Consider the following 20,870-nt stretch of genomic DNA (forward strand, 5'->3'; position numbering starts at 1 on the left):
GCCCGTACCCGTCCTCGAACTTGAGCTGATCCTCCCGGGGCTCCGGCACCTCCCGGACGCCGCGGAGGTCGTCGGAGATCCAGTCGCTGCTGTAGCCCTTCGCGGACGACAGGGTCTCCGGCGCCGACGACTGCTGCGGATAGAGCTGCGCCACCTGGGGCGGCGTGTGCGGCCCGAAGAGGTCCAGCGACTGATCGTACATGTACGCGAGCAGCTCCGCGGCCCCGGCCTCCAGCTTCGCGCCCCGGGGCCCCTTCACCGTCACCCGGAAGGTCTCCTTCGCGCCGGGCCGCAGCGTGTCGCGGAACGTGGCGAACTCCAGCGACAGCTCCTTGTCGTCGAAGGGCACGGACAGCGTCTGCGTGAAGCCCACGTGCTGCCAGTCGCGCACCACGGAGAGCGACGCCGTGAACCCACCGCGCAGGGCCTCCGTCACCGGGATCTCCACCACGGCCCGCCCCTGCCCTGCCGTCAGCACGCGCTGCTCGATGCGCTGGCGGCCCTGGTACAGGTCCAGCACCAGCGGCTGGCCCTCGAAGCCGGACGTCACCACCAGCCGCGCCACCTCGCCCACGCGCACCGAGGACCGCTCCACCAGCAGCATCGCCGGCAGGGCCACCGGTGCCTTCGCGCCCGCCACCACGAAGTCGTACTGGGCGGATGCCTTCTGGCCGAAGGCATCCGTCGTCTCGTAGCGCAGGCGGTAGGCCCCCGCGCGCAGCGCCGGCAGCTTCACGGGCGCCATGCCCTGCGCGTCGTGCGTGACGGCTGACTGGGCCAGCTCCGCGCCGTCCTCCCAGTACCGCAGCGTCTCCGCCACCTCGAAGTCCGCCTCCCAGCGGGGCTTGAGCGCATCCCCCGGCGTGGGCGTCCACTCCCGGCGCTCCGCGCCCTCCAGCGGAAGGGGCACGCGGACGGGCTCCTCCGACGGCATCAGCGGACGTGCGGGCTGCTTCAGGGCGACGAGCCGCCAGCGACCGGGCCCTGCCTGGGGCGCGCCGTCCAGGTTCGAGCGCAGCAGCCGCACCTGCGCGGGTTGATCCTCGCGGAAGAAGCCCGTGTCGGACTCCACGCGGCCCTCCACCGCGACGAAGCCCAGGCGGAACGCGCGGCTCGCCGAGCGCGTCTCGCCGCCCTCGTCCGTCAGGTCCGCCTCCACGCGGTAGCGCCACGTCAGCCCCGGCGTCTTCGCCATCCGCTCATCCGCCTCCGGGGTGAACGTCACGGAGAAGCCGCCGTCCTCGCCCAGCGACGCCGAACCGGAGGCCACCAGTCGCGAGCGCGTGGGGATGCGCTCCCAGTACCACCACGCCGGCAGCACCGGCTCACGCGACACGCGCCACTTCACCTTGCCAGCCGTCACCGGCAGGCCGAAGTAGTAGCGCGCCTCGCCCTTGAACGTGGCGGGGCGGTTGAGCCGGAGCGCCTCGGGCGCGTCCTTCAGCGACACCTCGAAGGTGGGCCGCTTGTACTCCTCCACCCGCACGGACGCCGCGCCCGACGGGCTCGTCCGCACGTACCACCCGCCCAGCGGCCGGCCCGTGGGAATCGTGAACTCGCCCGACACCGAACCGAACGTGTTGGTGCGCGCGTCGCGCGTCTCCACCACCTGGCCATTGGGGTCGACGAGCGTCACCTTCACCACCGCATCTGGCAGGACCTGGTAGCGCTTCGAGTCCTGCTCCGGCCGGAAGGACACCACCTTCCAGAGCAGCTTCTGCTGCGGCCGGTACACCGCGCGGTCGGTGTAGACCAGGGCCTGATCCACCGGCGGCGAGCGGTGCTCGGGCGCGAGGAAGAACGAGCCCGGATACACCATCAGGCTCCGACCCCGTCCCAGCACCAGCATCAGGTTCTGATACGTCCCCGGCCGCGCTTCGACCGTGAGCTCACCGCGGGCATCGGTGCGGCGGGTGACGGTGCCGAAGCTGCGCTTCTGGTAGTCCGGCGTGACGAGCCGCACCTCCACCTCCGGCACGGCCGCGCCGGTCGCGCCGTCCACCACGCGCACCTCCACGCGGCGCGAACCGTCCCGCCGGGCCACCACAACCCACGGCGTCACCGAGATGGGCATCGAGATGATCTTGTTGTCCTTCTCCCGGAAGTCCTCGCGGGAGGACAGGACGATGACGTACACGCCGGGGGCGAGCGCGGGCGGCGTCACGTACGTCGTGTGCACCTGGAAGTCGGGGGTGGAGGGCAGCGCCGTGCTCCAGGCCGCGTCGGCCTTGCGCGTGTCCAGGCTGCGCCGGACCTCCGGGCCGTAGGCGATGAGCGACAGGTCCACGGGGGGCTTCGCGAGCCGCGCCTCCACGTCCAGCGCGAAGGCCCGGAAGAAGACCTTCGGGATGTTGCGGTGCCGCACCTGGATGGAGCGCTTGCCCGGCCCGTCCGCCTCCATCCCCAGGGCCTGCAGCTGTGGCGACTCCAGCTCCGCCACCAGGGAGCCGCAGCGCTCCCCGCCCAACGACTTCGGCCATGCCTCCGCGCAGGCCTTCGCCAGCGCGTGCGCCGTCACGGGGTGACCCGCGACCGCCTCCATGTCCGCGAGCTGCCGCTGCCCCATGGACCACCAGGCCACGTCCCGGAAGCCCTTCAGGTGCGCGGCCAGGTGCTCACGCACCCGCAGGCGATCAGCGTCCTCCGTGAATGCCGAGGCCAGGACCTCGTAGCGCCGCAGCCGCGCCTCCAGCGCCGCCTCGCGCCGGCCCGCGCCCAGGTGCCACGCCTCCAGGTCCCCCAGCAGCGCCGCCACCTTCGTCAGCGGATGCACGGCCGTGTCCGTCAGCTCCACCTTCGGGGTGCCCTCCAGCAGCGGTCCCACGTCCAGCCGGAACACCTCCAGCTCGTGCTCCGGCCGCCACAGATCCGACCGCGCCAGCACGCCCACCCACAGGTACGTCACCGCGTCGCGCAGCGTGGAGCGGATGCCCTCCGGGTACGTGTTCGCCTGGAGGTACTCACCCAGCGCCGTCACCGGCTGCGTGCCCAGGTCCTGGCGCAGCGCCCAGACGGCGGCATGCGCGCGCTGGACCTCCGCGAGGAGCTGATCCTTCGTCCAGGCCTTCAGGTCCACCGGGCCCTGGGACACCACCTGCTCACGCCGGCCAATCTCATAGCGGTAGGCGTCCACGTAGCGGGTGAGCACCGCCGCGTAGAAGAGGTTCAGCGTTGCCCGCTGCCGCGCGTCGTCGGGCCACGGCTGCTCGCGCAGGAAGCGCACCGCCGTCTCGTAGCCGTGGAGCTGGGTGCGCAGCTGCACCGTGCGCACGAGCGCTCGCGTCCACTCGTCCGCGTCGCGCTTCGCCTTCGCCGCCGTCAGCCGGGCTTCGACGCCGCGCGCGGCCTCCTCCACCTTGCCGTCCTCGACGAGCGCGTCGAGCGCCTTCCACGACGGCGGGGACTTCGTCTGGGCCCGCGCGGACGCGGGCAGCACCACCAACGACAGCAGGCACCAGAGGACGGCGAGCGCACGCGGGCGCGGGAGTTCAAACATGGGCGGCACTCTAGACGCCGCCCGCGGCCCTCGCGGTCCCTTCTGTCCTCAGGAAGCGACGGGCGCTTCGGGGGCCCGGCGCCGCAGCCCCACCACGTAGACCTCCATGCTGGCGCCGCGCGTGGCCTCCGGACGCACCACCTTCACCTCTTCGTAGAGCTTGCGCACGTCGTCGCGGAAGGCCTCGAAGTCGCCGCCCATGAAGACCTTCGCCACGAAGGTGCCCCCCGCCCTGCCCCGCGCGGCGGCCACCTCCAGCGCCTTGCCCGCGAGCCGCAGGCTGCGCGCCTCGTCCGTGCCCTTGATGCCGGACGTCTTGGGCGCCATGTCCGAAATGACCGCGTCGTAGGGCCCGTCGTACAGCGCGGCCAGCTTCGCGTCGAAGTCGTCCGCCAGCACGTCCAGCACCGCCGTCGTTACCTGCTTCTGGGAAAACGGGCGGATGGCGACGATGTCCACGCCGATGACGCGCCCGGAGACGCCCACCGCGTCCACGAGAATCTGGAGGAACCCTCCCGGCGCCGCGCCCAGGTCCAGCACCGCCGCGCCCTTTTTGACGGACGTGGGAAAGCGCTTGAGGATCTCATCGACCTTGAACGCGGATCGCGCACGCAGGCCCTCTTGCTTGGCTTTCTGGAAATAGTGGTCTTTAGGACGGTAGGACTTGCCCATGTCAGAAGCCGTCCCTAGCATCCGCTACTGTCTTCGGAAAGCCGGAGCAGTCGCGGCCGGTGTCGGTGGTCGCGCCAACGGACTTTCCGGAGGGTTGGTGGCATGGGCACCCGGAGCGTGACAGCGGCGTTGTGCGTCTCCCTGCTCTTCGCCGGGGGGGCGGCGTTCTGCTACTCGCGCGCCGAGTCACTCCAGGCCGAAGGCCGCTGGCTGCTGGCCCGGGGCAGCGCCCAGGCCACCGACTTCGCCCAGAAGCTGGACGGCACGTCCGTGGACGCGCAGCTCAAGTCGTTCAAGGAGCGGCGCGGCGTGATGGAGCGGGCCCACCGCTGGCAGCGCGGCATGCTGCTGGGCATCATGGCCTCCGTCCTGTCGGCCCTGTCCGCCTACGTCCTGTTCCTGCTCAAGCGGCTGGACGACCAGTTGCTGGACGCCACGGGCGAGCTGCGCCGGACCCAGGAGGCCTCCTCGCTCTCCGCCCCGACGTTCGCGCCCAGCGTCCAGCGCTGAAGGCTCCTGCCCCACGCCGGGACTCTGGCAGGATGCTTCCCCGGTTTCTGATCCACGGGGAGGACCGCCATGCCCGGCTGCGCGCACTGCGGACGCACGCTCGACATCATCGCCAACCAGGTGGGCCGCAACGACGCGTGCCCTGGCTGTGACGAGGACCTGCGCTCGTGCCGCAACTGCCGGCACTTTGACTTGTCCGTGGCCAAGGAATGCAAGGAGCCCTTCGCGGAGGTGCCCCGCGACAAGGACGCCGCCAACTTCTGCGAGCTGTTCCAGCTGGGCGAAGGCGGCCTGCACGTGAAGGACTCCCGCGACGCGCTGCTCAGCGCCGCGGAGTCCCTCTTCCGCAAGAAGTAGCTAGAAGCCGTACAGCTTGGAGATGATCTCCTTCATCACCTCGGACGTGCCGCCGCCGATGGTGATGAGCCGCACGTCCCGCCACATCCGCGCGATGGGCGTCTCCTCGATGTAGCCCATGCCGCCGAAGAACTGCTGGCAGTCGTAGGCCACGCGCTGCGCCAGGTCGCCCGCGAACAGCTTCGCCATGGAGACCTCCTTCACCGGGTTCTCGCCCCGGTCGAAGAGGTCCACCGCGTGGTAGGTCAGCCGCCGCGCCGCCTCCACCGCCGCCAGGTGCTCCACGAACTTGTGGCGCCACACCTGGAACTTGATGAGCGGCCGGCCAAACGCCTCGCGCTCGCTGCCGTACTGGATGGCGTCCTCCAGCATCCGGTCCATGCCGCCCACCGTGGTGATGGCCCCCACCAGGCGCTCGCCCTGGAAGTTCGTCATCACGTGGTAGAAGCCCTGGTTCTCCTCGCCCAGCACGTAGCGCGCCGGGATGCGGCAGTCCTCGAAGTAGAGGATGGCCGTGTCCGAGGACAGGTTGCCCACCTTGTCCAGCTTCTTGGAGACGCCAAACCCCTTCACGTCCGTGGGGAACGTGACGAGCGAGATGCCGCCGTAGCCCTGCTCACCCGTGCGCACCGCCAGCGTGATGAAGTCCGCGCGCGTGCCGTTGGTGATCCACATCTTGGAGCCGTTGATGACGTAGTCGTCGCCGTCCCTGCGCGCCGTCGTCTTGATGCTCGCCACGTCCGAGCCGCACCCCGGCTCGCTCACGCCCAGGGCGGCGATGCGCTCGCCCTTGAGCGCCGGCTCCAGGAACTCGCGCTTCTGCTCGTCCGTTCCAATCTCGTTGATGATGGGCGTGGCCATCTGGCTCTGCACCAGCAGCGCCATGTTCACGCCCGCGTTGCGGCTGCGGCTCAGCTCCTCCGCGAACGCCGTCACGTACCAGTAGTCCAGGCCGCTGCCGCCGAACTTCGGGTCGTGGTTGATGCCCAGGAAGCCCAGCTCGCCGCACTTCTTGAAGAGCTCGCGGGGGAAGATGCCCGCGCGGTCCCACTCCAGTCCGTACGGCGCCATCTCCTTCTCCACGAAGGTGCGCACCGTCTTGCGAAACGCCTCGTGCTCCTCGGTGAACGGGTTGAGCATCGCTGGTCCTTGAGGGGGGTGCCCCGGTGGTGGATTGACTCGCGAGTCAATAACAGGCGGCCCCTGTCAGCGACAAGCGACGCCTCCCGTCCCTTCCCGCGCGCCACCCCACCACGTCGTGACGCATTGCGCTGGCCCGGGTGTTGGAGCCCCCCAGGGCAGCCAGGCAGGCACGAAGGCCGCCACGCAGGTAGATAGTCCGCTTTGCGGAGTATCCTCTTGACAGATAATCGAGTGTCGGTAATTTCTAGGCCACAAAGAATATCAGCCGGGGCAGGTATCCGGGCGGGTCTTCCGCCGGACAGCCGGCAGGAGTTCGGACGCGTGAATCAGCGAATCTTGGCTGCCGTGGTGGCCGTTGCGGTGTCGACGGCAGGGTGCTCGAAGGCGGGGGCGGAGAAGGCGCAGCTGCCGACCCAGACGGAAGGGGCCAGCGCGCTGGGCGTCAAGGCGATCACGCCGGCCACGGAGCTGGAGGCGAACGTGACCCGCGTCACCGGCCAGGTGCGCTCCAAGCAGGAGGCCACGCTGGGGCCGTCCGCCACGGGCACGCTCGCGAAGGTGAACGTGCGGGTGGGCGACAAGGTGAAGAAGGGCGACGTGCTGGCGGTGCTGGACACGTCCAACGTGCGCATCGCGGTGGAGCAGTCCCGCGCGGCGAAGGACATGGCGGACGCGGCGCTGCAGCTGGCCACGAGCACGCTGGAGCGCACCCGCAAGGTGGCGGAGTCCGGCGGCGTCGCGGCCAACGCGCTGGAGCAGTCCGAAATCGCCCTGAAGCAGGCGACGGCACAGGCGGCCCAGGCGGGGGCGGCGCTGCGGCTCGCGGAGGAGAACCTGCGCGACCACTCCATCACCGCGCCGTTCGACGGTGTCATCACCGCGCGCACGAAGAACGTGGGTGACTCGGTGGCGATGACGCCCTCGACGCCGGTGTTCTCCATCGTGGACGCGGACGGGCTGGAGATCCGGATGATGGTGCCGGAGTCGGTCATCGACAACGTGTCGGTGGGCACCGTGACGCCGGGCACCGTCAACCCCAGCGGCATGCGCTTCGAGGCGAAGGTCGCCAACGTGGGCGCCGTCATCGACGCGCAGAGCCGCACGGTGGAGGTGCTGGCGGACGTGACGGGCAAGACGGACCGCCCGCTGCGCCCGGGCGCGCTCGTGGAGATGGACTTCTCCAAGGCCGCGGGCGACACGGGCAACGGCCTGTTCCTGCCCTCCCAGGCGGTCAGCAGCAAGGGCCAGGACGGCTTCGTGTGGGTGGTGCAGGACGGCACCGTGCGCAAGCGCGACGTGCGCGTGCAGCGGGTGCTGCCGGGCTACGTGAAGGTGCTGCAGGGCCTCACGGCGGAGGAGCGCGTGCTCGCCGACGCCTCGCTGGACGTCAAGGACGGGACCGCGGTGCGCGTCGCGCAGTAGCGCGACGGGAACGCCGGTCCTCCGCCCCTCCTCTTTCCTTTCAGGTACCTGAATGAGTCCGCTCAAGACCTTCATTTCACGGCCCATCTTCACCGCCATGCTGATGCTGGCGGTGGTGGTGTTCGGCGTGTTCGCCTATCCGCGCATCGGCGTGGATCAATTCCCCGACGTGGACTTCCCCGTCGTCACGGTGACGACGGTGCTGCCGGGCGCGGACCCGGAGTCCATGGAGAAGAACGTCTCCGACCCGCTGGAGGAGGCGCTCAACACGCTCAACGGCGTGGACACGCTGCGCTCCATCAACCTGGAGAGCGTTTCGCAGGTCGTCGTCCAGTTCAAGCTGTCCACCAAGGTGGACCTCGCCGCGCAGGACGTGCGTGACCGCGTCCAGGCCACGCTGAGCAAGCTGCCCGACGAGGTGGAGACCCCCGTCGTGGAGAAGTTCGACATCGGCGCGGCCCCCATCATCACCCTGGCGCTCGCGGGCCCCCTGCCCGTGGACGAGCTGACCCGCATCGCGGATGACATCGTGAAGCCCGCGCTGCAGCGTCAGCCGGGCGTGGGCAGCATCGACATCGTCGGTGGCCGCGAGCGGGAGATCCAGCTCGTGGTGGACCCGCAGCGGCTGCGCGGCTACGGCCTGGCCATCAGCGACGTCAGCCAGGCCCTCAAGGCCCAGAGCCTGGACGTCCCCGGTGGCCGCAGCACGGACAGCGGCCGTGAGCGCGTGGTGCGCCTCACCTCCGAGGCGAAGAGCGTGGAGGACATCCGCAACATCATCATCACCAGCGCGGGCGGCTCGCCCATCCGCGTGCGCGACATCGCGGAGGTGGTGGACGGCCCCGCGGAGCAGCGCTCGGCGGCGAAGAGCGGCGAGCGCAGCGCCGTGGCCATGGTGGTGCGCAAGCAGTCCGGCTCCAACACCGTGCAGGTGGCGGACCTGGTGAAGGAGTCGCTCGAGGAGATCAACAAGACGATGCCCGCGGGCGTGCAGGTGGAGACCGTGACGGACAACGCGCGGTTCATCCGCTCGTCCATCCACGCGGTGCAGGAGGACCTCATCCTGGGCGGCGTTCTCGCCGTGCTCATCGTGCTCGTGTTCCTGCGCAACCTGCGCTCCACGTTCGTGGCGGCCATCGCGCTGCCGGTGTCCGTCGTGGGCACGTTCGCGGTGATGGCGGCGCTGGGCTTCACGTTCAACATGATCACGATGCTGGCGCTGACCTTGTCCATCGGTCTGCTCATCGACGACGCCATCGTGGTCATCGAGAACATCGTGCGTCACATGGAAGAGGGCGCCACGCCCATGCAGGCCGCGCTGGAGGGCGCCGGACAGATTGCCCTCGCGGTGCTCGCGGTGACGCTGGCCATCGTGGCGGTGTTCATCCCGGTGGCCTTCATGGACGGCATGATCGGCAAGTTCTTCTACCAGTTCGGTGTCACGGTGGCGGTGGCGACGCTCATCTCCTACGTGGTGTCGATGACGCTCACCCCCATGCTGTCCTCGCGCCTCTTGCGCGAGCACGCGCACCCGACGGGCATCTCCGCGAAGGTGGAGAAGGTGCTCGTGGGTCTGGAGTCCGGCTACCGGCGCATGCTGGGCGCCATCCTCCGGCACCGCGCGGTGACGATGGTCGTGGCGGTGCTGGTCCTCTTCGCGACCTTCGGCATGGCCCGGTTCCTCAAGTTCACGTTCATCCCGGAACAGGACAACGGCAACATCAAGCTCGCGGTGGAGCTGCCCATCGGCTCCACCATCCACGAGACCCAGGCGCAGCTGGACACGCTGGCCGCGCAGGTGCGCGCCATCCCGGGCGTCACCTCCACGTTCACCACCGCTGGCGGCGGCGTGCAGGAGGAGGTCCACAAGGGCGAGGTGCTCATCAACCTCTCCGCCGTGAAGGACCGCGCCTTCAAGCAGAGCGAGCTGAAGAGCTACGTGCGCGAGCACATCAAGGCGCCCAAGGGCGTGTCCCTGTCGGTGCAGGACGTGGCGGCCGTCTCCGGCGGTGGCAACCGGACGCAGCAGGTGCAGTTCAACCTGCGCGGCGACAACTGGAAGGAGCTGACGGAGTCCGCGGAGAAGATGCGCCAGGTGATGCTGAAGAACCCGGGCCTCACCGACGTGGACATGACGTACCGCTCCGGCAAGCCGCAGTACGACGTGCAGGTGGACCGCGAGCGCGCGGCCACGCTGGGCGTGCCGGCCGCGTCCCTGGGCGCCACGCTGCGCGCCTACCTGGGTCGCGACAAGGTGCTCGACTACCGCGAGGGCGGTGAGACGTACGAGGTGAAGCTGCGCCTGACGCCGGAGACGCTCGCGTCCGCGGACGCCCTCGGCCAGCTCGCCGTGCGCGCCCCCAACGGACAGCTGGTGGAGCTGCGCAACCTGGCGAAGATCGTCCCCGCGGAAGGCCCGGTGCAGATCGACCGGCAGGCGCAGAAGCGGCAGATCACCATGCTGGCCAACCTGGCCTCCGGGTACGCGCTCTCCGACGCCATCACCTACCTGCAGGGCTACGCCGCCAAGGACCTGCCCAAGAGCGTCTCCGGCGAGCTGGAAGGCAACGCGAAGGAGCTGGGCAAGTCGGTGGCCGCGTTCGGCACCGCGCTGCTCCTGGGCATCGTCCTCATCTACATGATCCTCGCGGCCCAGTTCGAAAGCCTCATCCACCCCTTCACCATCATGCTGTCGCTGCCCTTCGCCTTCATCGGAGCGATTGGTGGCCTGCTCATCACCGGGCAGTACATGTCCATGTTCGCCCTCATCGGCGTCATCATGCTCATGGGTCTGGTGGTGAAGAACGGCATCCTCCTGGTCGACTTCACCCTCCAGGTGCGTGAGAAGGGCCGCACGGCGCACGAAGCCCTGCTGGAGGCCGCGCCGGTCCGTCTGCGTCCCATCCTGATGACGACCATCGCGATGATCGCCGGCATGATCCCGGTGGCGATCGCGAAGGGCGACGGCGCGGAGACGCGCGCGCCCATGGCCATCACCATCATCGGCGGCCTCATCACCTCCACGTTCCTCACGCTGGGCGTGGTGCCGGTGGTGTACTCGCTGCTGGATCAGCTCTCCTCCCGCTTCAGCCGCGGCAAGGGCAAGGATCCCGGCTTCGCGGGTGGCTCCGGTACCTCGCACGACATGCCCGGCAACCAGGACCGGGAGCGGGAGGCGGCGGCCGCGGCGGCCCGAGTGGAGACGGCCTGATGCGCAGACCCACTGCCATCACCCCGCCCTCGGAGCTGGAAGCCCGCTCCGAGGCGGCGGACGAGCCCACCGAGGAGCTGCTGCCGGAGCCCTCCGCGATGGACCGACTCCTCCAGGAGGGAGACCAGTCCACGCCGGACTCCCGCCGCTTCATCGAACTCCTCAAGCAGGTGGCCTACTTCCGCTCCTTGAGGGATCCGCTGGCGAGCCTCTGTGACGACATGCGGCTGACCCCCACCCAGGTGCACGCCCTGGGCTGGTTGGGGATGGACGGTCCCACCCAGGTGGGGGTGCTCGCCCAGCGCATCGGCATCACCAAGAAGACCATCACCGGCGTGGTGGACCGGCTGGAGGACATGGGGATGGTGGAGCGGGGCCGGGACGCGGAGGATCGCCGCGCCGTCACCGCGAAGCTCACCACCCAGGGCTGTGAGATCTACAAGGCCATCCAGCTGATGACGGACGCGGGCGTGCGCCGCCTGATGGAGCTGATGGAGCCCCAGGACCGCGAGTCGCTCTTCGGCATCATCGAGCGCATCGTCGTCCGCATGAAGGGCGCGCGCCCGGCGCGCTGAGAGGCTCGGAAGAGGCTCGGAGATGCGCGGAAGGGCGCGGGCTGCGACACTGGCCCGCGCCCATGCTCTCCCCTTCCGTGGCCCTGCTCGGGCTTGCCCTGAGCGCTGCTTCACCCTCCCCCACTCCGAACGCGTCCGCGGTGCTCCACGCGCAGTGCCGCACGCACGCCGCGGATCCGCGCAACCCCTGGGCGCTCGCGCACGGCATGGACCTGGATGGGAAGGCCTTCCGCGCCCGCGACGGCCGCCCCGCCGCGGACGCCATCGTCGCCGGGTTCCTCCGCCGCGAGGCGGCGGACGCCGGGCGTCCTGCGCGCTTCTACTTCGACGCGTTCGCTCCGGACGGCACGCCCGTGGAGCCGCACCCGGCGCTCCAGGTGAAGACCTTCCTGCTCGCCGGCCATCCGCTGTCGCACGCCTTCCCCGCCGCCTGGGGACCGGTGACGCTGCGCGAGCTGGTGGCGTCGCTGCAACAGGACTTCCGGCCCGCGCTCGCCACCTCTCCGGAGGGGGCGTGGGCATTGGACGCGCTCTCCCACGTGCTCAAGCCCGGGGGCTCGTTCCAGAACGGCGCGGGCGAGACGGTGCGCATCGACGCGGTCATGGACGCCGCGCTGGGCACGCTGGAGGCCGCCGACGCGGAGCTCGCCGCGGGCATGAAGGCCGGCCGCCCGGAGGTGCCCAAGAACAAGCAGGGCATCTACGCGCACCCGTGCGGCGGGCTCCACTTCTTCCAGGCCGTCGCGGGCTGGGCCCGCTTCCCGTCGGTGCGCAAGGCGTGGGGCGCGCGGCTGGACACGCAGGTGGACGTGCTGGTGTACCGGCTGGGCTCGGAGGGCCGGCAGTACGAGGCCGCGCTCGTCGCCGCGCCCGCGTTCCGCATCCCGGTGCTGGTGCAGATGGTGAAGTTCTACGGCCACTGGCTGGAGGCGCTCGGGCGCTACCGGGACGAGACGGGCTGGAAGCCCACTCCCGCGCAGGCCCGCGCCGTGGTGGAGGCCCGCGCCGCGCTGGAGCGCGCCACCTTGCGGCTGGAGGCCACCGGCGCCTTCCGCGACACCGCGGCCCTCGCCCTCAAGGAGCCCCAGCTCGCCCTGGACCTGGTGGGCGACGCGTGCCACGCGGCGCGCGGCTGGGACCTGTGGGCCGCCCCCAGCGCGAAGTGAGCCGGGGCCGTCAGGTGCCGTCCGAGCGGCTCCCCTTCGGGCGCAGCCTCGCCATCCACTGGCGGCCGCGCTGACGGGCGACGAGCACCGAGCCCCAGACGAGCCGCTGGGCGCGCATTCTCAGCAGGTCCGCGCGCAGCTCCATAGGACTCACGGTGCGGATGCGGCCCTGCTCATATGCCTCGGTGATGGCGCGGCGTTGGAGCTTGCCGCTGCTCGTCTTCTGGAGCTGGCCGTAGCGGATGAAGAGCACGTCCTTTTCCGCCAGCGTCACGCCCACCGTCTCCAGCACCGACTGGCAGACCTGCTTGCGGCTCTCCTCCAGTCGCTCCAGCGCGGACGGGTGGTTCACCTCCGCCATCACGACGAGGCGGCCCTGCACCTGGATGACGGCGGAGCGCCCCGGGCGGATGAAGGGCAGCCGCTCCACGGCCTGCTCGAAGTCGGCGGAGAAGAAGCTCTGGCCGTTCACCTTGATGCGGTCGTTGATCCGCCCGGTGATGAAGAGCTCGCCGCCCAGTTGGAAGCCCAGGTCGCCCGTTGCATAGAAGCCGTCCTCGCCGCGCAGGGGACGGTCATCCTGGAAGTACGACGGCGCGAGGCTTCCGCCGCGCAGCTCCACCTCGCCCATCTCCCCTTCGCCGCACACCCGCTTGTCCTCGGAGCGCAGCCGCACCTCGAACTCCGACAGCGGCCGCCCCACGGAGATGGCGGGCTGGCCGTTGGGCGCGGTCACCACGCGCAGCTCCTGGCACGGCGCAGTGCTCGCGACCAGCAGCACCGTCTCCGCCATGCCGTAGCAGGGCATGAACACATCGCGCCGCAGGCCACAGGGCGCCAGCACCTGGAGGAAGTGCTGGAGGTTGGGGATGTTGATGGGCTCGCTGCCCAGGTAGATGCTGCGCACGCGCGACAGGTCCAGCCGCTTCAGGTCCTCCGCGTCCAGGTCCTTGAGCGTCTTGAGCGCGTAGTCGATGGCGAAGTTGGGGATGACCGACCCCATGACCTTCTCCGCGGAGATCTGTTCGAACCAGCCGAGCGGATCCATCAGGAAGGTCGCCGGCTGCGACAGCAGCAGATCATTGCCCACCGTGAAGCAGCTGAGCAGCCCGCCGATGAGCCCCATGTCGTGGTAGAGCGGCAGCCAGCTCGTCACCCGGTCCTCGGGCGTGCGCCGGTCGTGCTGGGCGATCATCCGCAGGTTGGCCAGCAGGTTGTGCTGCGTGATGGGCACGCCCTTGGGGAACGACGTCGACCCCGAGGAGAACTGCACGAACGCCAGCTCGTCGGGCGCCACCTCGCGCAACCGCGCGCCCGCGCGCTTCACGCCCTCCGGCGGCAGGGGCAGCCGGGTCAGCGACAGCTCCAGTCCCGACAGGCTCGGCATGTCCAGCACCCGCGGGGCGCCGTAGCGCTCGCTGATGCGCGCGAGGAAGTCCCGGTAGGGCCCCTTGGGCGTGCTCAGGATGTACGGCTTCACCGACAGGGGCAGCGCGCCCAGCTCCATCAACCCCAGGAAGGAGAAGATGGCGGACACGGAGGTCTCGAAGGGGAGCACGACGCGGTCACCGGGCCGCACGCCCTGGGCGCGGAAGTGATCCGCATGCGCGGCCACCCGCTCGGGGAACTCCCGGTACGGCACGAACGTGGGCGGCCCGACGAAGTCGTCGTACAGGAACAGGCCCCGGCGCGGCTCCACCGACTCCAGCCTCTGGATGATCGCAAGCACGTGATTCCCCTCCTCCGGCGCTACGACTTCAAGCGTCCCTACGACTTCACGGCGTCCTGCATCCACGACAACACCCGCGGCAGCACCTCCTGGCGCGCGCGCTCGCCGCGCACCACGTCGAAGTGGCCCGCGTCCCAGCTCAACCCCTGCGCCCGGCCCAGGACGACGAGCTGCTTGCGCGCGCTGCCCAGGTGCGCCACCAGCTTCTCCGCGCGGCGGGGCGACGCATGGAACACGTCCGCCGCGCCCACGCCCGCGAACACGGGCAGCGTCACCTGGCCCAGCGCCTTCCAGTAGTCCGTCGCGCCGTCCGCGCTGCGGAAGGCGCCCGTGGGGGCCCAGTCGGTGAACTGCCGCATCACCCCCGCGGGCTCGTCCCACGGCCCCTGCTTCAGCGCCTTCGCCGGGAAGCGCCCCAGCAGCCCCGCCACCGCGGAGGAGAACCCCAGCTGCACGCGCTTCTTCATCCCGCCGTCGCTGTAGTCATTCACCGCCGACGACAGCGTGCACACGCCCGCCAGCATCGCCTGCGCGTCCGGGGCGAGCCCCAGCGCCGCCAGCGCCGCGTACCCGGCCATGCTGTGGGCCAGCAGGAACAGCGGCCCCGTGTGGCGCGCGCGCACGGCCCGCACCAGGTCCGGCAGGTCGTGGCGCACGTACGTGTCGAAGCTCCAGTCCCAGGCGCGCCGCGCCGGCCAGCGGCTCTTGCCGTGTCCCCGCAGCGACGCGACGTAGGCCACGCAGCCCGCGTCCACGAAGAAGCGCGCGGGCCCGTCCGCCTGGCTCCCCAGGAAGAACCGGCCGTCGGAGAACAGGCCCGGCACGAAGATGACACCGGGCGTGGCGCCGCTCGCGGAGGAGGCCGGCCGAAGCTCCGTGACGTGCAGCGCGTGGTCCCCGGACGTGGGGACCCAGAAGTCCTGAGGGGCGGGCGCGGCTTCGGCGCTCGGGCTGGCATCGAGGCTCATGAGGAGGACTCCCGGGAGGCCACCGCGCCACCGCGCGCGGCCGCGAGGAACTGCTGCAACGACGCGAGCGACCGGGCCGCCGCGTCCAGGAAGGCCACGCTCACGACGGCCTCCACGGCGAGGGGGCCACCCTCCCCCAGGAACACCTGCTGGCGGAAGCGCGCGCGGTAGTTGAGGCCGTCCTCGTCCAGCTCATCCGCGGCGGGTGACTCCAGCACCGTGCGCACTACCACGTCGCCGGGCGGAACCTCGCGGCGGTAGTCCACCTCCACGCGCGACACCACCGCCACCACCGCTCCGCCACGCGACAGCCCGTGCCGCTCCAGCCAGCCCCAGCGCCCGGCCTCCAGGTACTCCAGCGCGGTGGCGTTGTTCACGTGCCCCAGGCTGTCCAGGTCGTTGGGGCGCACGCGCAGCGTCAGGGAGGTTTCTTCGAAATGCACGGCGGACATCCTCGCGGCGCGGGGAGACGGTCAGGAGCGGGGCGCGGTCGTCACGACGACCACCGCCGAGACGAAGCCGCCGCTGTGGGACAGGGACACTGCGACCTGCCAGCCCTCACGCGTCAGGTGCTCCGCGAGCAGGCCGTGGAACTGGAAGCGGGGCGCATGCCGCGCGTCGTGGAGCAGCTCTGCGTCCGTCCAGAACCACCCGTCGATGAGGGGCAGCGCCTTGAAGAGGGCCTCCTTCGCGCAGAAGCCCGCGGCCAGACTCTCCAGCGGAGACGGCGCGCGGGAGATGCGCGCGAGCTCCGCCGGGGTGAAGAACACGTCCGGTTCGAGCAGCCCCTTCGCGGCCTCCAGCTCCGCGACTGACTGGAGGTCATGGCCCAGGCCCATCAACACCCGACGAGGTCCATCCAGGTGTCTTCGACGCCCTCGCGAGAGTCCACGGTGATGCCGGTGATGCGCTTGAGCGCGTGGAAGATGAGCTGCTCCTTCTTGTGCAGCGCATCCGGCGTGTACATGCCCTCGCGGTGCTCCAGGTGGTCCCACCAGTTGACGTGGGTGCCGCGCGCCTCCACCCGCTCGCGCTTGCTGCCGTGCACCTCGCCGCCGTCGCGCAGGAACAGGTGCGCCACCGCGAAGGCCTCCTTCGCCTTGTACGCGCCGCTGTCCACCAGCGCCTTGGCGAAGGAGATGAAGTACGTCATGTGCTGGATCTCATCCGCGGCCACCTGCTTGAAGAGCGCCCGCAGGCCCGGGTCCTGGATGATGGCCGCGCACTGGCCGTAGTTCACCGCCGCGACAACCTCCGAGATGGCCAGCAGCGTCAGCGTGCGCAGCATGTCGTCGTCGGGGAACACCTTGCGGAACTCGATGAAGGTGGCGTTGGAGACGGGCTCCAGACGCATCACCGTGGACAGGCGGTTGAACGCCGTCTCGTGGTGCGCCTCCTCCTCGTTCCAGTAGCGGCTCCAGGTGCCGCACGCCTGCATGATGGCCGCGACGGTCGGGTCCTTCTCCAGCCACCGCCGGCACTCCACGTCCGCCAGCCGCTCCAGCCGGTCCGCGCCCGGCTTCGTCGTCAGCTCCGCGCGCCCCGCGTTCCACACCAGGTGGCGGTCCGAGTCGGAGAGCCGCGTGAAGTCCACCGCGCCCAGCATCTCCACCACGCTCCAGCGCCGCGACTCGTGCAGCCGCTGCTGCTCCCACGTCAGGTCCACCAGCGACAACCCCTGCCGGGTAATCGCGTCGTGAAGCTCCGCCATGATGGCCGGACGGCCTTCCGCGACGGCCACCGCGTTGGGCGGCGGCAGGGGCACTTCCACCGACTGCGCCTTGGGCGTCTGGATGCTCATGCGCTCTTGCGCTCCGGGTTGAGGACTTCGTTCATGAAGACGGCGAGCACCTTCGACACCGGCGTGTCGAGCGACAGCGCCGGCAGCCGCACCCTCAAGCCATAGTCCTTGCGCAGCCCGTTCGACGTCCGCGCGAAGGCCTCCATCAGGTCCACGCTGTTCGTCATCCGCTGGGAGCAGGAGATGAGCTCCGCCAGCGTCAGGTCCTCAGAGAACAACTCGCCTTCCCCCAGACCCACGTGCTCCGCGAACTTACGACGGATGTAGGACTCCAACTCCTGCGCGTCGTGCATGCGTTGACTTTCCTTCCAGGGGCCTGAAAGTCGATTTCACAGTCAAAAACCATAAACGATCTAACTGCACGATCCCTGCTGTCAACCAACAACCCAGGAGGACAAGATTCCCGGGAAACATCCGGCAAAGCGGTGATTCTTCATGCACCCAGGCGCGAGATTTCCTCGGCGGTGAAACCCGCCTCTTCGAGAATGACGCGCGAGTGCTGACCAAGCGAGGGAGGGGGGCGCAGCTCGACTTCTCCCATGCGAAGCGGTGTGAGCAGGTGCGTCACGCGGATGCCGCGCTGCGTATCTTCCGCGTCCACGAAGAGGCCCCGGGCGCGGAGCTGCGCGTCAGAGAGCACCTCGTCGCCTTCCGCCACCGGCTCCACGCAGAGGTCCGCGCCGGCCAGCAGCTCGCGCCAGTGGGCGAGGGGCTGGGCGCCGAAGATGCGCGTCAGCTCCGCCTTCACGCGCGCTCCGGCCTCTCCGGGCACGTACGCGTCGTCCAGCAGCTCCGGGCGGCCCAGGCGGGCGCACAGCGCGGCGAAGAACTTGGGCTCCAGCGCGCCCACCGCGAGCCAGCGGTCATCCGCGGTGCGGTACAGGCCGTAGCTGGGATAGCCGCCGTTGAGGGCCTCGCGACCGCGCGTCAGCGGCGTGCCCTCCGCGCCCGCGAACAGGCGAGCGGCCAGGTGCAGGTGCAGGAACGCCAGCGCGCCGTCCGTCATCGACACGTCCACGAAGCGGCCCACGCCCGTGCGCTCGCGCTCATGCAGCGCGGCGAGGATGCCCACCAGCGCGAAGAGGCTGCCCCCGCCGATGTCGCCCACCTGCACGCCCGGGAACGCGGGCGCGCCGCCGGCCTCGCCGCCGTAGCCCAGCAGCCCCGCCCGGGCGACGTAGTTGAGGTCATGCCCCGCCTTGAGCCGGTCCGGCCCCGTCTGGCCGTAGCCGGAGATGGCGCAGTAGATGAGCCGCGGGTGCTTCGCGCGCAGCACGGACTCGCCCACGCCCAGCTTGTCCATGACGCCGGGGCGGAAGCTCTCCACCAGCACGTCGTAGTGCGGGATGAGGCGCAAGAGCGCGTCGCGGCCCTCCGGAGTCTTGAGGTTCAGCGTCAGCGAGCGCTTGTTGCGGTGCAGCCCGTAGAAGAGCGCGCCCTCGCCGTCGCGCTGCGGCGGCATGTGGCGCGTGGCATCTCCGCCCTCCGGCTCCTCCACCTTGTCCACGGTGGCGCCCAGGTCCACCAGCACCAGCGTCGCGTAGGGCCCGGGCAACAGGCGCGACAGGTCCAGCACCCGCAGGCCTGCGAGGGGCGATGACGTCGGAGACATGAGGGGGGACTCCAAGGGGGAGGATGCAACGAAGGACGGCGCGTCTCCGGGGGAAGGAAACGCGCCGCCGTCACGACAGGAGGCGGGCCGAAACCACCGGCCCGGCTTCCTTGCTCAGCCGAGCAGCTTGGCCAGCTTCATGGCGAGGCCCATGTCCATCGGCTTGAACTTGAGCTTGCCCTGCATGGCGGCCATCTGCGCGTTCAGCTTCTTCTCACGGATCTTCACGAAGTCGTCGTTGCTGACGGTGACCGTCATCTTCGACGCGCCCTGGATGCCTTCGGACACCCAGCCCTCGGCCTTGGTGGCATCGAGCGTCCACTTGCCGCCGCCCTCACCCGAGATGTCGAAGTGGATGATGGCGTTGATGTCCTTCGCCAGCTCGGGCTTCTCCTTCAGGACGGCGGGAATGTCGGTCTCGATGATGTCCTTCGCGGTCGCCATGACTCGCTCCTTTTCTCGACGTTGATTGGTGAATCAAGTCTTCGCGGACCGTAATGGCGGCCTCCCGGCGGGTCAAGGGCGGGAGGCGGTCGCGCTTCAGAGCTGCGTCGTTTCCGCCACCGGATTGAGGGAGTGGCGGACCATGGTCAGCAGGTCGTTGAGCTCGAAGGGCTTGGCCAGGTGGCCCACCGCGCCAATGTCCTTGGCCTTGCTGCCGACGTTGCGATCCGCGCTGAGGACGATGATCGGAATCGCCGCGATCGCGGGCTTCTGGCGCATGCGCTGGGCGAACTCCCAGCCGTCCATCACCGGCATCATCAGGTCCAGGAGGATGAGCTGCGGCGGATCCGGCTCCAGGCGCTCCAGCGCTTCCTTTCCATTGCGGGCGCGACGGATCTCGAACCCCTCGGCCTCCAGGATCTCCGAGAGGGCCTCCAGGATGTCAGGATCATCGTCGACGACGAGAACCACGGGTGAACCAGTGTGTTGTGCGTTGAGCGAGGTCAGAGGTGTCTCCTCGATGCCGCGACCAGAACGGATCTTCCATCATCCCCGGACCATCTGGCGCAAGAATTTAAGAGGACCCCACTCCATGCGGTAGCCCGTTGCAAAACCGACAGTCACTGCCCACCCTTCCGGTGACCTGAAAGTTGGCAGCCGGAAGGGGGAGGCCCGCGTGACGTGGATGGGGGAGACAGTGGCAGGCAACGAGGCGGCACCCGGCCTCGTGCTCCTCTCACGGCAGGGGCCACCGCGCCTGCTCGGTCCCCTGCTGCTCGAGCACCTGGGCCTGGAGGCACTGCCCCCCATGGTCGCCGCGCACGGCGTCGAAGGGCTGATGACGGCGTCGGGCTTCCACCGACGGGAGGACGGCCGGGGCGTCTGGGAGCGAGAGGGTCGGGCGCTGATGGTGGGCGAGGAGCTGCTGGAGGACGGCGGACGGCTGGTATGGGTGGTGCCGGTGCCGTGGAGCGGCGAGCGCGTGGCGGAGCGCGTGCGCTACCTGTCGCTCGCGTCGCACGACCTGCGCGGCTCACTGGCCAACATCCGCTCCTACGCGGCGCTGCTGCTCAACGGGCGCGTGCCCCTGGAGCCCAAGGCCCAGCGCGGCCTGGAGACCATCCTTCGCAACGCCGACCGCTCGCTCGCCTTCGCCCAGGACTTCTTCGACTCGAGCCGCGCGGAGCTGGGCGCCCTGGCGGTGGAGCGCGAGCGGCAGCCGCTGCTGCCCATCCTGGACGCGGCGGTGGAGCGCATGCGCGCCGCCGCTTCCGCGTCCAGCGCCGCGCTGGTGTTGGATCCGCTGCCGGACCTGCCCGACGTGGAGGTGGACGCGGGCCGCATCCAGCACGCGGTGGAGGCCTTCGTGCACCACCACCTGGTGCGCGTGCAGCCGGGCGAGGAGCTTCACGTCCGGGCCGCGAGCCTGGGACACCAGGTGCGGGTGGAGGTGCGCCGCGACGGCGCGCCGGTGCCCGCCGAGGACATCTCCGCCGTCTTCCAGTGCGAGGAGCGGGCGTTCCGTGAGCGCAAGCTGGAGGATCCGCTGCGCATCTTCCTGGCCCGGCAGGAGGTGGAGGCGCATGGCGGACAGGTAGGTGCCCAGACGGACGCGGGAGGGAGCACCCTCTTCCTCACGCTGCCGGTGCCGCTCCCCCGGGAACTCGCGCAGCCAGCGGGCTGGCAGGCGTGAGCGACGGCGGGAGTTGCTAGCGCGACCCACCTCGCACCGCTATGCTCCTGCGCGCCTTGCGCGAGGAGCGA

Annotated in this window: 19 protein-coding genes; 7 read left to right on the forward strand and 12 right to left on the reverse strand. The window is 70.2% G+C overall.

Going from position 1 to position 20,870, the window contains the following annotated elements; genetic code table 11:
* Together D7V93_RS47295 and D7V93_RS07355 are read right to left on the reverse strand one after the other, a co-directional pair.
* Positions 1-3,496 (reverse strand): MG2 domain-containing protein (locus D7V93_RS47295; RefSeq protein ID WP_279636857.1); only part of this gene is annotated, 3,496 nt, incomplete at its 3' end.
* Positions 3,497-3,544: 48 nt separating this feature from the next.
* The gene (locus D7V93_RS07355) at positions 3,545-4,189 is read right to left on the reverse strand and encodes an SAM-dependent methyltransferase (protein ID WP_120642695.1); all 645 of its coding nucleotides are present in this window, start codon (positions 4,187-4,189) and stop codon (positions 3,545-3,547) included.
* A gap of 81 nt (positions 4,190-4,270) precedes the next feature.
* Between D7V93_RS07355 and D7V93_RS07360 the strand changes: the two genes are divergently transcribed.
* Entirely contained in the window at positions 4,271-4,678 is a 408-nt protein-coding gene (locus D7V93_RS07360; RefSeq protein ID WP_120642696.1) for a hypothetical protein, read from the forward strand.
* Positions 4,679-4,747: 69 nt separating this feature from the next.
* The gene (locus tag D7V93_RS07365; protein ID WP_120642697.1) at positions 4,748-5,035 is read left to right on the forward strand and encodes a hypothetical protein; all 288 of its coding nucleotides are present in this window, start codon (positions 4,748-4,750) and stop codon (positions 5,033-5,035) included.
* On the opposite strand, the gene D7V93_RS07370 is transcribed toward D7V93_RS07365, so the two are convergent.
* Positions 5,036-6,175 carry an acyl-CoA dehydrogenase family protein gene (locus D7V93_RS07370; protein ID WP_120642698.1) on the reverse strand — a complete coding sequence of 380 codons (1,140 nt, stop codon included), beginning with the start codon at positions 6,173-6,175 and terminating at the stop codon, positions 5,036-5,038.
* A gap of 324 nt (positions 6,176-6,499) precedes the next feature.
* Between D7V93_RS07370 and D7V93_RS07375 the strand changes: the two genes are divergently transcribed.
* From D7V93_RS07375 to D7V93_RS07390, 4 genes are all read left to right on the forward strand, one after another.
* Entirely contained in the window at positions 6,500-7,600 is a 1,101-nt protein-coding gene (locus D7V93_RS07375) for an efflux RND transporter periplasmic adaptor subunit (protein WP_120642699.1), read from the forward strand.
* Between the two features lie 52 nt (positions 7,601-7,652).
* The gene (locus D7V93_RS07380; RefSeq protein WP_120642700.1) at positions 7,653-10,811 is read left to right on the forward strand and encodes an efflux RND transporter permease subunit; all 3,159 of its coding nucleotides are present in this window, start codon (positions 7,653-7,655) and stop codon (positions 10,809-10,811) included.
* Positions 10,811-11,386: a MarR family winged helix-turn-helix transcriptional regulator gene (locus D7V93_RS07385; protein WP_120642701.1), complete on the forward strand. Its 576-nt coding sequence runs from the start codon at positions 10,811-10,813 to the stop codon at positions 11,384-11,386. The genes D7V93_RS07380 and D7V93_RS07385 overlap by 1 nt, the downstream gene beginning before the upstream one ends.
* Before the next feature lie 62 nt (positions 11,387-11,448).
* Positions 11,449-12,552 (forward strand): hypothetical protein, encoded by a 1,104-nt coding sequence (locus D7V93_RS07390; protein ID WP_120642702.1) that lies wholly within the window; start codon positions 11,449-11,451, stop codon positions 12,550-12,552.
* 10 nt (positions 12,553-12,562) lie between these two features.
* On the opposite strand, the gene D7V93_RS07395 is transcribed toward D7V93_RS07390, so the two are convergent.
* From D7V93_RS07395 to D7V93_RS07435, 9 genes are all read right to left on the reverse strand, one after another.
* A complete protein-coding gene (locus D7V93_RS07395; RefSeq protein WP_120642703.1) occupies positions 12,563-14,281 on the reverse strand; it encodes an AMP-binding protein in 1,719 nt (572 codons plus the stop codon).
* A gap of 38 nt (positions 14,282-14,319) precedes the next feature.
* Complete coding sequence (locus tag D7V93_RS07400) at positions 14,320-15,249, reverse strand: alpha/beta fold hydrolase (protein WP_120642704.1); 930 nt, start codon at positions 15,247-15,249, stop codon at positions 14,320-14,322.
* Complete coding sequence (locus tag D7V93_RS07405) at positions 15,246-15,692, reverse strand: acyl-CoA thioesterase (protein WP_120642705.1); 447 nt, start codon at positions 15,690-15,692, stop codon at positions 15,246-15,248. The genes D7V93_RS07400 and D7V93_RS07405 overlap by 4 nt, the downstream gene beginning before the upstream one ends.
* Before the next feature lie 30 nt (positions 15,693-15,722).
* Positions 15,723-16,088: a holo-ACP synthase gene (locus D7V93_RS07410; RefSeq protein WP_120642706.1), complete on the reverse strand. Its 366-nt coding sequence runs from the start codon at positions 16,086-16,088 to the stop codon at positions 15,723-15,725.
* Positions 16,088-17,050 carry a ferritin-like domain-containing protein gene (locus D7V93_RS07415; protein WP_120642707.1) on the reverse strand — a complete coding sequence of 321 codons (963 nt, stop codon included), beginning with the start codon at positions 17,048-17,050 and terminating at the stop codon, positions 16,088-16,090. The genes D7V93_RS07410 and D7V93_RS07415 overlap by 1 nt, the downstream gene beginning before the upstream one ends.
* A complete protein-coding gene (locus tag D7V93_RS07420) occupies positions 17,047-17,343 on the reverse strand; it encodes a hypothetical protein (protein ID WP_120642708.1) in 297 nt (98 codons plus the stop codon). The genes D7V93_RS07415 and D7V93_RS07420 overlap by 4 nt, the downstream gene beginning before the upstream one ends.
* Positions 17,344-17,483: 140 nt before the next feature.
* Positions 17,484-18,662 carry a CaiB/BaiF CoA transferase family protein gene (locus D7V93_RS07425; RefSeq protein ID WP_120642709.1) on the reverse strand — a complete coding sequence of 393 codons (1,179 nt, stop codon included), beginning with the start codon at positions 18,660-18,662 and terminating at the stop codon, positions 17,484-17,486.
* A gap of 114 nt (positions 18,663-18,776) precedes the next feature.
* On the reverse strand, positions 18,777-19,106 hold the full coding sequence (locus D7V93_RS07430; RefSeq protein ID WP_120642710.1) for an SCP2 sterol-binding domain-containing protein: 330 nt from the start codon (positions 19,104-19,106) through the stop codon (positions 18,777-18,779).
* A 96-nt stretch (positions 19,107-19,202) separates the two neighbouring features.
* Positions 19,203-19,577 carry a response regulator gene (locus D7V93_RS07435; protein WP_120642711.1) on the reverse strand — a complete coding sequence of 125 codons (375 nt, stop codon included), beginning with the start codon at positions 19,575-19,577 and terminating at the stop codon, positions 19,203-19,205.
* A 214-nt stretch (positions 19,578-19,791) separates the two neighbouring features.
* Here D7V93_RS07435 and D7V93_RS07440 point away from each other — a divergent pair, with 214 nt between their 5' ends.
* Positions 19,792-20,799, forward strand: a complete 1,008-nt coding sequence (locus D7V93_RS07440) for a sensor histidine kinase (RefSeq protein WP_120642712.1) — start codon at positions 19,792-19,794, stop codon at positions 20,797-20,799.
* Positions 20,800-20,870: the final 71 nt, after the last annotated feature.

It is taken from the genome of Corallococcus llansteffanensis, assembly GCF_003612055.1.
In the GTDB taxonomy this organism is placed as follows: domain Bacteria; phylum Myxococcota; class Myxococcia; order Myxococcales; family Myxococcaceae; genus Corallococcus; species Corallococcus llansteffanensis.

What these genes read in the sequence shown, in the direction of transcription:
- D7V93_RS07360 (WP_120642696.1), top strand. Translation starts at nt 4,271, where the DNA reads ATGGGCACCCGGAGCGTGACAGCGGCGTTGTGCGTCTCCCTGCTCTTC.
- D7V93_RS07420 (WP_120642708.1), bottom strand. Translation starts at nt 17,343, where the DNA reads ATGCACGACGCGCAGGAGTTGGAGTCCTACATCCGTCGTAAGTTCGCG.
- D7V93_RS07355 (WP_120642695.1), bottom strand. Translation starts at nt 4,189, where the DNA reads ATGCTAGGGACGGCTTCTGACATGGGCAAGTCCTACCGTCCTAAAGAC.
- D7V93_RS07415 (WP_120642707.1), bottom strand. Translation starts at nt 17,050, where the DNA reads ATGAGCATCCAGACGCCCAAGGCGCAGTCGGTGGAAGTGCCCCTGCCG.
- D7V93_RS07365 (WP_120642697.1), top strand. Translation starts at nt 4,748, where the DNA reads ATGCCCGGCTGCGCGCACTGCGGACGCACGCTCGACATCATCGCCAAC.
- D7V93_RS07370 (WP_120642698.1), bottom strand. Translation starts at nt 6,175, where the DNA reads ATGCTCAACCCGTTCACCGAGGAGCACGAGGCGTTTCGCAAGACGGTG.
- D7V93_RS07410 (WP_120642706.1), bottom strand. Translation starts at nt 16,088, where the DNA reads ATGGGCCTGGGCCATGACCTCCAGTCAGTCGCGGAGCTGGAGGCCGCG.
- D7V93_RS07390 (WP_120642702.1), top strand. Translation starts at nt 11,449, where the DNA reads ATGCTCTCCCCTTCCGTGGCCCTGCTCGGGCTTGCCCTGAGCGCTGCT.
- D7V93_RS07440 (WP_120642712.1), top strand. Translation starts at nt 19,792, where the DNA reads ATGGGGGAGACAGTGGCAGGCAACGAGGCGGCACCCGGCCTCGTGCTC.
- D7V93_RS07385 (WP_120642701.1), top strand. Translation starts at nt 10,811, where the DNA reads ATGCGCAGACCCACTGCCATCACCCCGCCCTCGGAGCTGGAAGCCCGC.
- D7V93_RS07400 (WP_120642704.1), bottom strand. Translation starts at nt 15,249, where the DNA reads ATGAGCCTCGATGCCAGCCCGAGCGCCGAAGCCGCGCCCGCCCCTCAG.
- D7V93_RS07425 (WP_120642709.1), bottom strand. Translation starts at nt 18,662, where the DNA reads ATGTCTCCGACGTCATCGCCCCTCGCAGGCCTGCGGGTGCTGGACCTG.
- D7V93_RS07380 (WP_120642700.1), top strand. Translation starts at nt 7,653, where the DNA reads ATGAGTCCGCTCAAGACCTTCATTTCACGGCCCATCTTCACCGCCATG.
- D7V93_RS07430 (WP_120642710.1), bottom strand. Translation starts at nt 19,106, where the DNA reads ATGGCGACCGCGAAGGACATCATCGAGACCGACATTCCCGCCGTCCTG.